This window comes from Acinetobacter sp. ABJ_C4_1 (assembly GCF_044538495.1).
GTDB classification, from domain to species: domain Bacteria; phylum Pseudomonadota; class Gammaproteobacteria; order Pseudomonadales; family Moraxellaceae; genus Acinetobacter; species Acinetobacter nosocomialis_A.
In genome coordinates, this window is record NZ_JBIUCQ010000006.1 from 63,329 (window position 1) to 76,593 (window position 13,265).

General features: G+C 39.1%; 12 protein-coding genes. 2 read left to right on the forward strand and 10 right to left on the reverse strand.

The annotated features are described in order from the left end of the window. Window positions 1–167: 167 nt before the first annotated feature. The 3 genes from tatC to ACIF8R_RS09525 are packed head-to-tail and all read right to left on the reverse strand — an operon-like array spanning window position 168 to window position 1,602. Window positions 168–938 carry a twin-arginine translocase subunit TatC gene (tatC, locus tag ACIF8R_RS09515; RefSeq protein ID WP_263612878.1) on the reverse strand — a complete coding sequence of 257 codons (771 nt, stop codon included), beginning with the start codon at window positions 936–938 and terminating at the stop codon, window positions 168–170. After that, entirely contained in the window at window positions 935–1,372 is a 438-nt protein-coding gene (gene tatB, locus ACIF8R_RS09520) for a Sec-independent protein translocase protein TatB (protein ID WP_311069544.1), read from the reverse strand. Before tatB ends, tatC begins: the two co-directional genes overlap by 4 nt. An 11-nt stretch (window positions 1,373–1,383) precedes the next feature. Continuing rightward, a complete protein-coding gene (locus ACIF8R_RS09525; RefSeq protein WP_002053267.1) occupies window positions 1,384–1,602 on the reverse strand; it encodes a Sec-independent protein translocase subunit TatA in 219 nt (72 codons plus the stop codon). A gap of 251 nt (window positions 1,603–1,853) precedes the next feature. Here ACIF8R_RS09525 and ACIF8R_RS09530 point away from each other — a divergent pair, with 251 nt between their 5' ends. Further along, window positions 1,854–2,729 (forward strand): AEC family transporter, encoded by an 876-nt coding sequence (locus tag ACIF8R_RS09530; RefSeq protein ID WP_396480428.1) that lies wholly within the window; start codon window positions 1,854–1,856, stop codon window positions 2,727–2,729. A 213-nt stretch (window positions 2,730–2,942) separates the two neighbouring features. Here the strand turns inward: ACIF8R_RS09530 and rdgB are convergent, their stop codons facing one another. The 7 genes from rdgB to ACIF8R_RS09565 all read right to left on the reverse strand — a co-directional run bounded on the left by rdgB (window position 2,943) and on the right by ACIF8R_RS09565 (window position 11,392). After that, entirely contained in the window at window positions 2,943–3,569 is a 627-nt protein-coding gene (gene rdgB / locus ACIF8R_RS09535) for an RdgB/HAM1 family non-canonical purine NTP pyrophosphatase (RefSeq protein ID WP_057070025.1), read from the reverse strand. Window positions 3,570–3,734: 165 nt separating this feature from the next. Beyond that, window positions 3,735–4,322: a tetratricopeptide repeat protein gene (locus tag ACIF8R_RS09540; RefSeq protein WP_000751694.1), complete on the reverse strand. Its 588-nt coding sequence runs from the start codon at window positions 4,320–4,322 to the stop codon at window positions 3,735–3,737. Then, window positions 4,319–4,912: a methionine biosynthesis protein MetW gene (gene metW / locus ACIF8R_RS09545; protein WP_001217230.1), complete on the reverse strand. Its 594-nt coding sequence runs from the start codon at window positions 4,910–4,912 to the stop codon at window positions 4,319–4,321. Before metW ends, ACIF8R_RS09540 begins: the two co-directional genes overlap by 4 nt. Next, on the reverse strand, window positions 4,912–6,072 hold the full coding sequence (locus tag ACIF8R_RS09550) for a homoserine O-acetyltransferase (protein ID WP_304456503.1): 1,161 nt from the start codon (window positions 6,070–6,072) through the stop codon (window positions 4,912–4,914). Before ACIF8R_RS09550 ends, metW begins: the two co-directional genes overlap by 1 nt. 83 nt (window positions 6,073–6,155) lie before the next feature. Then, complete coding sequence (leuA, locus tag ACIF8R_RS09555) at window positions 6,156–7,853, reverse strand: 2-isopropylmalate synthase (RefSeq protein ID WP_396480431.1); 1,698 nt, start codon at window positions 7,851–7,853, stop codon at window positions 6,156–6,158. A gap of 459 nt (window positions 7,854–8,312) precedes the next feature. Continuing rightward, entirely contained in the window at window positions 8,313–8,996 is a 684-nt protein-coding gene (locus ACIF8R_RS09560; RefSeq protein ID WP_396480563.1) for a Fe2+-dependent dioxygenase, read from the reverse strand. A 104-nt stretch (window positions 8,997–9,100) separates the two neighbouring features. Further along, window positions 9,101–11,392, reverse strand: a complete 2,292-nt coding sequence (locus ACIF8R_RS09565) for a TonB-dependent receptor (RefSeq protein WP_396480433.1) — start codon at window positions 11,390–11,392, stop codon at window positions 9,101–9,103. Window positions 11,393–11,807: 415 nt separating this feature from the next. On the opposite strand from ACIF8R_RS09565, the gene tig reads away from it, so the two are divergent. Continuing rightward, window positions 11,808–13,142: a trigger factor gene (tig, locus tag ACIF8R_RS09570; RefSeq protein ID WP_396480435.1), complete on the forward strand. Its 1,335-nt coding sequence runs from the start codon at window positions 11,808–11,810 to the stop codon at window positions 13,140–13,142. The last annotated feature ends 123 nt before the right edge of the window (window positions 13,143–13,265 follow it).

Here is a 13,265-nt window from a genome sequence, read left to right on the forward strand (position 1 = left end):
GTAACTTTTGTGTGTATATTTGTTGAGTCGATTCTATGGATTGGAAATGACACTTTTCTTACATTTTTAAGTCACTTTGAAGACAGTTTATAATTTGATTAATTAAGACGATTTAAAAGTAAAAAGCCCAAATCTTAATATTTGGGCTTTTAAAGAGAAGTTTTAGATTATTCAGCAGACTGGCTTTTTCTCTTCTCAAGAATCTTACCGAACAGTAGGCCTATTTCAAAAAGCAACCACATTGGAATCGCTAGCATCACCATTGAAATCGCATCTGGGGGTGTAATAAACATAGCAACAAAAAAACATCCCACAATAATAAAACGTCTTTTTTCAGCAAGGCTTTGAGTATTTACTACGCCAATTAAAATAAGTAATAAGGTTGCGATAGGAATTTCAAAAGTGACACCAAACACTAAAAATAGCTTTAAACAGAAGCTTAAATAACTATTAATGTCGGTCATTGGCGCTACTGTTTCAGGTGAAACGCTAATAAAGAAATGTAATATTGCCGGGAGGGTAATGTAATAAGCAAAAGCGACACCTGCATAAAATAGAACAATACTACCGATCAGTAACGGTAGCGCTAAATGGCGTTCTTTTTGATAAAGTGCTGGGCGAACAAAAGACCATATTTCATAAAGAATAAATGGCATTGCAAGCATAAGTGCGACAAATAAATTAAGTTTAAATGGCGCCATAAAGGTTGCTGTTACATCCGTTGCAATCATTGAAGATGACGCAGGAAGTTGTAACCTTAAAGGCTCAGATAATAATTGGTAAGTATTATTTCGAAAGGGTAGTAAACAAAAGAATAAGAATAATGTTACCCCTACAATCCTGAATAAATGGCGTCTTAAAACCACCAAATGATTCATGATTGGCATTTGGTCTAGGTTTTCTTGACTATTTACAGTGGTTGAAGGCAGTTGGTTCATACGGCAATCTTCAATTCAACAGGAGATGTTTCTGAAATATCAGTTTGAGGAACTAATGGCGTAAGTTTGGCAACATACGGCACTTTGTAATGGTCTGATATAGGAATACATTTCCGAATAGGCTTTTGTGTTGTTTTAGGCGTTTCTGGAACTTCTAAATGTTCTGAAATCTGCTGTTTTTGTATTTCTTCAAGCTGCTGTTGTACTTTTCGTTCCAATGCTTCGATGCGGTTAAGTTCCTCTTGCATTTCTTTGCGGAACTCAGAAAGACGCAGCTCCTGATCAATCTCGTTTTGCAGATTGGTAATATAGCGTTTTAGTCGAACATACCAGCGGCCTGCAAAGCGTGCAGCTTCGGGAAGCTTATCTGGACCTAAAACTAAAATTGCAATAATTGCAAAACAGAGTAGCTCTGTCATTCCTACATCAAGCATGGGTCAAACCTTTAGCTTTTCACTGATGTGCTTTCAGATGTTTTAACTTGTGCATCGATTGTACGAGGAGTATTTAAAGATGCAGCTTCGTCTTCTTCACGAACTGATTTTTTAAAGTCTCTTACTGCACCGCCAACATCTTTACCGATATTTTTTAATTTAGATGTACCGAACAATAAAATAACCACAATTGCGAAAATAACGACATGCCAAATAGATAAACCAGCCATGATTTTATACCTCTTTTTAGTTCGCTTTATATCAACAGGTTGCCATGACAAGAATGTGACACTTATATTTCATTTTTAAGACAGTATTTATAAGTCGTCAGTTACGGTTAGATTTTTAAAGATATTTATCCGAGTAATTTTAAATTTTATTTAACTTAGGTTTTAGACCAATTTACGTGAAATAGATCATACGCTTCAAAATCAAAAGGTGTAGCATAACAAGCTGTTTTTAATGAGCAAGAGGAGAGAGCGTGGCATTACTACTGCCTGTATTGGCATTTATCACCGGACTTTTACTTGCTCAGACCTCTATCGCGGAAACCATAAAACCTATTCTTTCAGCTTGGCTTGCACGACTCCTGATCCCGATTGTGATCATTTACAACATGGTCTTTTATCAATCGGGAAGTTTGAGCTTAATGCTCTTTAGTTTTGGGTCGGCTTTTATTATTTTCTTTGCCTATTTAGCTTTATTTAAAGACCGCTTACTGGCCCTTTGTGTAAGCTATACCAATATGGGATGGCTTGGTTTTCCTTTTGCCATGGCTCTATTTGGTCCTGAAGCAACTGCTCCAATTGTCGCTTTATATATTGGGATGTCACTTTTTGGAAATGCTTGGGCTGTGACTGCCGTTACTACTGCACCGCAAAGTAAGCTCAATATATTAAAAAAGGTTTTAACTTCCCCACCTTGTATATCAATATTTTGTGCTGTTGTGCTCAGACTTTTAGGGGCCCAGCATATCGAAAGCCCTGCTATACATTGGGTTTATGAGGTTGCTAAATTTGCAATGACTTTTGCAGGTATGTGTGTGCTTGGAATGTGGCTGCGCCGTACCAGAGTTTATGCAAAAGACTTAATTTACAGTACAAAAGCTCAAGCCTTTAAAGTCGCGTGTGGCTTTATTTTGTGTGTACTAACTTATAGATTTTTACCTATTCCAAATATAAACCAGCAAATAGGGGTGATGTTTTTAATGTTCTGTCTGCCGCCAGCAGCCAATATTGTGGCGTTAGAAACACATTATCAAGGGACGGGGAGATCTGCGGCTTATATTGCCTCAGGCACGATTGTGAGTTGTGTGTGTATTGCGATTTATGCTGTGTTTTTACATCTTTATTTCTAAGGAAGAGATTAGACCAGACGGCCTTTGAATAATGGTTATATGCTTATTTTGTGTATATAGGCAATATTTACTTTTGTTTCGTCAAAAGTAACAAAACCATTTGTCGAACTGACGACATATCCTTGATGTCGCAGTTCGACGGGCGACATCCATGTCGCCTAGCACGATAGCAAATGGCTTTAACGTTAAACTAAATAAATGCTATATAAAGTTTTACTTCTGCAAGCTCTCTCTAAATAACTGCATCGCTTGTCCACGATGACTAATCTTATTTTTATCTTCTTTAGAAAGTTCAGCGCTAGAAACTTGTAGCTCTGGTAACCAGAACAGTGGGTCATAACCAAAACCATTTTCACCACGTGCAGCTTCTAAAATTTCGCCGTGCCAAATACCTTGGAAAATTTGTGGCAAAGGGTCTTCCGCATGAGTCACTAAAGCAAGTACGCACACAAACATACCTTCAATAGCTTCACCATTTTTACGGTATGGCAGAAGGTCATTTAATAATTTGGCATTATTCGCTGCGTCGTCACCATGTTCTCCAGCATAGCGTGCTGAATAAATACCAGGTGCACCACCTAAAACCGGAACACAAATCCCTGAGTCATCAGCCATAGCAGGTTTCCCTGAAATTTTAGAGGCATGACGTGCTTTAATAATGGCGTTTTCAATAAAGCTTAAGCCGTCTTCAATGGCGTCGGGAATATTTAGGCGACCCTGAGGAATAATTTCTACAGGTAACTTAAGCTGTTCAAAAAGTTTTTCAAACTCTGCGACTTTACCTTTGTTATTACTTGCAAGGACTAAAGAGCCCTGATCAAACCAATGTGGGGTAGACATAAGATAACCAAACTTTATAACCAATATTGAACGTCAGTTATGTTACGTGTTTTTTGGAAGGGGATACAGAGTAAAACAAATAGAATATAAAATTAGAAGCTTAAAAACTAAAACCACCTTATAGGTGCTATAAGGTGGTTTTAGTCGAGTAAGTTTGCTGGATTATTATTGAGCTTGAATCCATTTATCCGCACGGTCGCGTGCCATACGAATTTGCTCTTGAGTTAAGTTTGCAGCAAGAGCCGTCTTTTTACCTTCAGATAAGCTAATCACTTTATTGTCTAGCATGCCATCACGAGTTGAAAGCTCATACCACTGGTAAGCACCTACGTAGTTTTTCTTTTGCTCTTCCATCATCGCGAGGTTATAGCTTGCACGGTTATCGCCGTTACTTGCAGCTTTTTCGAAATACTTACGAGCCATAGACTCATCTTTCTTAACACCAATACCGTCGGCGTACATACGGCCTACATTTAACTGTGCTGGTGATAAACCTTGGTCAGCAGCAGCTTTGAACCAAGTAAATGCTTGTTTATCGTCTTTTGCTACATCTTTACCGTATTGGTAACGTGTTCCAAGATAAAATTGTGCGCCAGCTTGGCCCGCTTGAGCTGCTTTTTGAAGGTCATGAATCCCCATTGTGGAGAAGCGCGCAGCCTGGCTCGCAACCGATTGTGGCTGGGCGATATAATCTGCATGAGCCTGCATACTTAGCAGTCCTGCAATTAGTGTGCTAAATAATGTCTTTTTCATAGTGCACTCACTCGATAAATAGCGACTTCACCAAACAAATTCGGAACATGTTTGCTTAACAGGCTTCCCTGCTGGTTTCCATTGACGGCGAGTCGATTAATAATTTGTATTTGATTTTCCGCACACAGTGCTTCGAAATCTTTAAACGTACATAAATGAATGTTGGGGGTGTTATACCACATATATGGTAGAGCATCCGATACAGGCATCATCCCTTTTAATGCTAGAAAAGAGCGAGTCTTCCAGTGTGCAAAGTTTGGAAAAGTAATAATGGCCTGTTTTCCCACACGCACCATGTCTCTTAATAAAACATCGGGTGCATCTACGGCTTGCAAAGCCTGTGCCATGACCACATAGTCAAAAGACTGGTCGGCAAAACGGCTCAAACCGAGATTCAAATCTTGTTGAATAATATTTAACCCGCGACTGACGGCAATTGCAATCTTTTCTTGATCAATTTCTAAACCATAAGCACGAATTTGATGCTTTTGGCTCATATGAGCGAGTAATTCACCGTCACCACACCCTAAATCGAGTACGCTAGAGCCGGGTTTAATCCACTTTTCTGCCAGTTGTTGATCAATACGCATTAGCTTGCCTCCAGTGATGTCGATTTTAAATGTTCTTCACCGCCTAAGAAAGCGCGCAGTGTTTTGACATACAGTGGAATCGGGAATAAAAACGAGTCATGACCTTGTTCAGCATCAATATCTAGGTAACTTACCGGCTTATGGTTGGTAATGAGCGCATCTACAATTTCTTGTGAGCGACTTGGTGCAAAACGCCAGTCAGTTGTAAACGAGACAATTAAGAACTGGCATTTGGTTTTACTCATCGCATCTGTAAGTGAATGACCGTACTCACGTGATGGATCAAAATAATCCAAAGCTTTGGTCATAATCAGATAAGTATTGGCATCAAAGTTACGGCTAAACTGTTCACCTTGATAACGCAGATAGCTTTCGACCTGAAACTCGACATCAAAACCGTACATAAACTTGCCAGATTTTAAATCACGACCAAATTTCTGCTTCATGGCTTCTTCAGAAAGATAGGTAATATGGCCGACCATACGAGCCAAAATTAGGCCTCGTTTTGGATAGCTATCATTTTCTAAATAACGACCATGATGGAAGTCTGGGTCAGACAAGATGGACTGACGTGCCACCTCGTTAAATGCAATATTCTGTGCTGAAAGCTTTGGCGCGCTAGCAATGACGACACATTTTTGTAAACGGTCAGGGTAGTCTACTGACCATTGTAGTGCCTGCATGCCGCCTAATGATCCGCCAACTACTGCATACCAAACACTTACTCCTAAACGGTCAGAAAGCATCGCTTGAGTTTTAACCCAGTCGCGTACCGTTACTAATGGAAAATCTGGTCCATAAGGGCGATTATCATTTTCAGGGTTTGGTGAAGTTGGACCAGTCGACCCGCTACATCCACCAATATTGTTGAGTGCAACTACAAAAAATTTATTTGTGTCGATTGCCTTGCCCGGGCCAATACAGCTATCCCACCATCCAGCTTTTTTATCATCTTCATGGTGATAACCCGCTGCATGATGATGTCCGGAAAGGGCATGACAGATCAAAATAGCATTTGATTTATCTGCATTTAAAGTGCCGTAAGTTTCAACCATTAACTCAAAGCGTGGTAAAACACGGCCACATTCAAGATGTAAGGGTTCTTCAAATTGGAACTTTTGCGGAGTGACTAACCCCACTGAGTCAGCTGGAAAAGACACGGGAACATTTCGCCTTTTAAATCTTTCAGGAATAAAAAGAAAGGATACCAAGCTAGGTATCCTTTCCAAAGTCTTTTTTTTAATTAAACAGCGGCGGCAACAACCTGATCTGTACTTAAAACACCTTGATCAATCAAACGGTTGGTACATGCGATAATTGCTTCAATTGATGAGGTGACTGTGTTGTCGTGAACACCCGCACCAAACGAGCCTCTACCAGTACCTTTCACTTGAAGTTCAATTAAGGTTAATGCTTTGGCATTTGCACCTGAACTAATACTACGTTCTTCATAGTTCAATACGTCAATTGGTAATTGAAGTGCATTTAAGAATGCAGAGATAGGACCATTACCTTCGCCACGTAATTGTTGAGTTTCACCTTCAACGTCGATCTCAAGTTCAATGATTTGAGTACCATTTATGTCAGATAATTTATAGTTTTTGACTGTGTAATGGTGGTTCTTCACATCGACATATGCGTCTTTAAACAAGGTCCAGATTTCTTTGGCATTAATTTCTGTACCATTCTCATCAGCGTATTGTTGAACAACTTGGCTGAATTCGATTTGTAAACGACGAGGCAACACAACGTTGTAGTTTGATTCTAATAAGTAAGCGATACCGCCTTTACCAGACTGGCTATTTACACGAATTACAGCATCGTAGTCACGGCCCAAGTCTTTCGGATCGATTGGCAAGTAAGGCATATCCCAGATTTCTTCGTTTTTCTGGTATTCAAAGCCTTTTTTGATCGCATCTTGATGTGAACCAGAGAATGCAGTAAATACCAAGTCACCTGCATATGGATGACGAGGGTGTACAGGTAAGCCAGTACATTCTTCAACCGTTGCAATGACTTCATTAATGTTAGAGAAATCTAACTCTGGCGCTACACCTTGGGTGTACATGTTCAATGCAATCGCAGCAACGTCAACGTTACCTGTACGTTCACCATTACCAAACACACAACCTTCAACACGGTCAGCACCGGCCATAATGGCAAGTTCTGATGCAGCAATACCACAGCCGCGGTCATTGTGACAGTGAACAGAAATAATCACGCCATCACGACGTGCCAAGTTACGATGCATCCATTCAATTTGGTCTGCATAAACATTTGGCGTAGAAACTTCGACAGTAGCAGGTAAGTTCAAAATCACTTTATGATCTGGACGTGCATCCCAAATTTCTGTGACGGCATCACAAACATCTTTTGCAACTTCTAATTCGGTTGCAGAGAAACATTCTGGGCTGTACTGGAAAATCCAGTCAGTTTGAGGATATTGCGCAGCATACTCTTTCACTTTTTGAGCAGCATTCATCGCCAACTGTTTTGCACCATTTACATCTACATTCAACACCTTTTGACGGAAGGTTGGAGAGTTCGAGTTATAAATATGCACAATTGCGCGCTTAGCACCTGCTAAAGCTTCGAAAGTACGCTCAATTAAATGGTCACGTGCCTGAACCAATACTTCAATGTACACATCATCAGGAATATGATTTTCTTCGATTAGCATGCGGGTAAAATCGAAGTCAATTTGAGATGCAGACGGGAAGCCGATTTCAATATGTTTAAAACCGATTTTTACAAGCATTTTGAACATTTTGAATTTTTGTTCCATGTTCATCGGTTCAAAAATTGCTTGGTTACCATCACGTAAATCCGTGCTCATCCAGATTGGTGCTTTTGTAATTTCGTTATTTGGCCATTGGCGATCTGGTAAATCGACTCGCTGGTACATACGACGGTATTTTTTGCTAGGGTCAGCCAACATCATGAGAAAACTCCTTATCTCGTAGCACGGTTGCTCTAGGTATCATGTAAAAGGCAACGTTCTACAGTTATATATGGTATCTAATACAGAAAAATTAAAGGGAATTTGAAAAGGTCTGCTCTAAAATGCAGACAAAAATTTATACGCGCGCGAGGCGCAGCATCAGGAGTTCAAGATGATGTCTTGCTTGAGTAGGCTGGGCAAACAAGTGATTCGTTTTCATCTATAGACCATGTAATAGTAAGTTTGGTGGTTTGCTAATATGCTTATTGTTTAGATATATCACATCTAAACAATGATTACACGTTGTGCAAAAGTCTTATACACATTTTAATTTCAGTGTTCAGAAAATAATTTTCTAATTTTGCATTGTTCTATATTTTATCGAAAATAATTTTCATTATTTTGCCTTATTGAGATAAAAATAATTAATTAGACTAAATAAGGCAAAAATAAATAGAGTTATAGTTCAGCCCACTTACGCATCAAGTTATGGTAAAGGTTGGTCAGTTTAATGACTTCGCTATGATTGTCACCTAGCTGCATTCTTAGGTTTTGTACTGTTTGATCTAGGTTAAAAAGCATATGTCGTTCGGCATCATCACGCACCATACTTTGCACCCAGAAAAAAGAAGCTATACGACAGCCAGAAGTAATCGCCGTCACTTCATGCAAACTGGTAGATGGATATAAAATCATATCTCCTGCTGGGAGTTTCACTTCGTGATAGCCATAAGTGTCTTCTACAACTAGATCACCGCCTTCGTATTCTTCAGGTTCGCTTAAAAATAAAGTACATGACAAATCGGTTCTCAGCCGTTCGTTGGTACCACGTATGCGACGGATAGAATTGTCTACATGAAACCCAAAAGACTCCTGATTTTCATAACGATTAAACAGGGGAGGGATAATATCAAGTGGTATTGCAGCAGATAAAAATAATGGGTGAGTGCCTAGTGCCTCAAGAATAATATTGCTCAGATGTTGAGTAAGCGGATGATCTTCAGGTAATTGCTGATTGCGTTTTACAGTTGCAGAGAGTGTACCAGCGGTTACTTTGCCATTGACCCATTCAATTTTGTCCATTTCATTACGAAAATATTGGACCTGTTCTTTACTCAATACATTGGGAATATGGTGGAGCACGGTGATACCTGCGAGTAATAATAGTAGAAAATTAAAATAGCCTCTAACAATAGAGGCCATTTTATAGTAGAAACCATAAAAATATTATGGGATTCTAAATGAACTTAGTATTTAAAGTTAATTGCGAGTACTGCGCTACGGCCTTCTGCTTCTGTTGCATAGTGAGAAGCATAAGCTTTAGTGAAATAACGCTTATCAGATAAGTTGTTTAGGTTTAGCTGTAAATTAACATTTTTATTTACGTCATAACGAGCCATAGCATCGTAACGAACATAACCAGGAACATATTTAGTATTTGCAGCATCTCCAAATACTTTATCCATAGCGACTGCACCAGCACCTACTGTCACTTGTGGTAATACTTTATAAGTTGTCCAAAGTGTCGCTGAGTTTTTCGCTACGTTTTGTACTTGATTACCGTTTGTTGGGCTTGGAACATAGTTACCGTTACTATCTTTAGCATATCCACCATCAACGATTTCGCTATCTAAATAGGTGTAACCAGCAGAGACTGCCCACTTTTCAGTAATGTTACCGTTCGCACCTAATTCAATACCGTCAACACGTGTTTCACCAATATTTCTTGTGAAACCATCAGTGCCTAAAGCACGTGTATTGGTTTTTTCAGTACGGAAAATTGCAGCAGTTAAGTTTAAACGGTTATTTAGTACATCCCATTTTGTACCTAACTCATAAGTTTTAACTTCTTCTGGCTTAAGGTTATTAATAGCTCTTGCTTGTTCATCGGTTGTATTACGGTTTGGAACGCTAATTCCTTCTGAACCATCACCAGCATCTACACCGACTGGGTTAGCTGACGTTGCGTAGCTCAAATAAATAGAACCATTTTCAACAGGCTTAAATGTGATACCTGCTTGATAGTTAAAGAAGTCATTGCTTGAGCTGTATTTCGTGCCTGCTTTAATAAGCGTTGCACCTGAGCCTGAGTCCTTATTATATTTAACATCAGTATCAAATTTGTCCCAACGTACACCTAAGTCAATTAACCATTGAGGTGTAATTTCAATGTTGTTTAATGCGTAAATTGACTGGGTCTTAGATGTAATGTTGGTAACATTTGGGTTTGCTTGTATACGACCCAACCATGCATCATTTGGATTAGGGTTATTAAGGTCAGTACACCAGCCATTTGAGTTAGCAAGTGAACAAGCATTATTTGCACCGCTACCACCAATTTGTGAAGTATTTGGATCGGTTACGATGTTTGTGCCGCGATCTGACTCTTGCTTGCTATATTCAGCACCAATATTAAAGCTGTGCTTAAGAGAACCAGTATTGAACTTGCCTTTTAGGGATAATTGATCAGTAAAGCTGTCTGTATCAGTAATATTGGTATTTACACGGCGCCAAACCTTACCATTAACGATGTTACCTTGGCTGTCATCTGGCTGAGTCCATAAATAATTATTTTTAGACTTACCATAAACAGCAGTATTGCTGAGGGTTAAGTTATCGTTGAAGTCATGTTCAAGTTTAAGTGTACCAATCTGGTTTTCTTGTTTTTGAAAATCGCGATCTTTCCAACCGTAATAAATACCTTGTTTAACATCAACCGGTTTACCAGCAGTCGCTTTCTTAATGACGTCATATTGATAAGGCACACCAGAATCAGGTGTATCATCAGTTTTTAAATAGTAGTAGCTCAGTGTTCCGCGGGTAGCACTATCTAAACCGAAACTAATACTTGGTGCGATACCAGCGCGTTTATATTCTGCACCATTACTTTGGCCAGCTTTGTCATTTTGGTGCCCCATCACAATCACACGGGCAGCCACTCCATTACCGAAGTCTTTATTGCCATCTAAAGTAACACGTGCATAGTTATCTGTGCCCCCGGCAACAGAACCTTCAAGAGAGTCACCTTTTTTCGCAACTTTCGTAATCAGGTTGATACTACCGCCTGAACCACCCGCACCACCTAAAGCAGATGCAGAACCTTTAATAACTTCAACTTGGTCGACAGCAAACATTTCACGGTTTTGAGAAGTTGCATTGCGAACGCCGTCTACATACATCGAACTTTCTGAGTTGTAGCCACGAATGAAAGGTCGGTCGCCATTTGGATTACCACCTTCACCGGCACCTAAAGTAATACCAGGAACTGTACGTAATGCATCAGATAATGTCGTTACTTTTGTATCTTCAATAAGTTGTTTTGAAATAACTGAAACTGATTTCGGAGTATCTAAAAGGGGAGCAACGAATTTTGCATTCGCTGATTGATCTACCTTTAAAGATTCTTCTTGAGTTGCTTTAGTATGAATGGTTGGTAATTGTGAAAGTGACTCTTGTGCCATTGCAGTTGTTGCGATCATAGAAAGGGATGATGCGATTGCAGATGAAACAATTTTTTTACGTGTTCTAATCAATGACATGACTTTCAGGACTTAAATACAAAACGTTATGCGAATAATAATAATTCTTATTTATATGTACAGTTTGTGTTAATTGGATTTGCCGATAGGATTGTGAAGAAAATGTGAAAGATTTAATAGGGTTTTGTGTCTTAAGTTCCCTAATTGATTGATTATTCTTAACTGTTTATAAAGCCGATAATAATCTATAAATTAATTGTAATTTTAGATTTATGAAGAATAACTAAAAAATTACTTTGGCTTAAGGGTGAATTAAAAAAAATTAAAAAATCATAAAATTATTGTGAAATTTACTGGAAAAACGGCCTTCAATTTACTGATCTGATCGGTTAATTTTGTATATCTTGAAAGTTGTCATATAATACAGCACTTTTTTAAAAACTGTTCCTACTAACTAATTTTTATCGAGGAAGCCATGCAAGTAACGACTGAAGCGGTTTCGGGCGTTGCCCGTCGTTTAAATGTTTCTGTACCGACGAGCCGTATTAACGAGCAATTTGAAGCTCGTTTGAAGCGCACTGCCAAAACTGTGAAGATCAACGGCTTCCGTCCGGGCAAAGTACCTGCAAACGTTGTTCGTCGCGAATACGGTGCAAGTATTTATCAAGAAGTTGTGAATGACATCATTCGTGACAGCGTATTCGAAGCAATTCAACAAGAAAAAATCAATGCGGTGGGTATGCCGAACATTGAGAAAGTTGAACATAAAGAAGATGCTTTAGTTTTTGAAGCAACTGTAGAAGTTTATCCTGAAGTTGAAGTAAAAGCATTTGACGGCTTAGAAGTTGAACGTAAAACAGCTGAAATTAAAGACGCTGACGTTGACACTATGATCGAAAACTTGCAAAAGCAACGTCAAACTTGGGCTGTAACCAAGGGTATGGCGAAAAAAGACATGCAAGTGACTTTTGACTTTGAAGGTTCTATCGACGGTGAGAAGTTCGAAGGCGGTTCTGCTGAAGACTTTAAACTTGTGTTAGGTTCAGGCCGTATGATTCCTGGCTTCGAAGACGGCATCATTGGCATGAAAGCTGGTGAAGAGAAAGTTATTGATGTAACTTTCCCTGAAGATTACCAAGCTGAAAACTTAGCGGGTAAAGCAGCTCAGTTCAAAATCACTGTGAAGCAAGTTGAAAAGCCTAAACTTCCAGAGATTGATGCTGAATTCTTAAAAATCTTCGGTGTTTCTGAAGAAGAAGGCATTGAAAAATTAAAAGCTGACGTTCGTAAAAACATGGAACGTGAAGTTCGCAATGGTTTACGTAACCAAGTTAAACAAGCTGCATTTGATGCTCTTGTTGCTGCTAATGAAGTTGAAGTTCCAGCTGCAATGGTTGCTCAAGAAATTGACCGTCAACGTCAACAAATGGTTCAACAGTTCACTCAACAATTTGGTGGTGCTGGTGCTCAATCTTTTGACAAGAGCATGCTTCCTGACGAATTGTTCAAAGAACAAGCAGAGCGTTCTGTTAAACTTGGCGTATTAGTAAGCAAAGTTTTAGCTGATGCTAAACTTGAAGTTGATCAATCACGTGTTGATGCTTACATCGACGACATGGCTTCTTCTTATGAAGATCCAACTGAAGTGATCGAATACTTCAAAAACGACGCTCAACAACGTGCTCAAATCGAAGCTGTTGTATTAGAAGATCAAGTTGTTGATCACATCTTAGCTGCTGCTAAAGTGACTGATAAAGCAGTATCTTACGAAGACTTGTTGAAAGAACAACAAGCTCGCCGTATGGGCTAATCTTTTGAGAAGTCAGGAAAAGGCGCTTTAGGCGCCTTTTTCATTTTTAGGTATGTGGTCAATTTGAGTACGTCTTAAGTACTTAGGTATAAATAATATAATATTTCAGTGCGAACCTTTTGC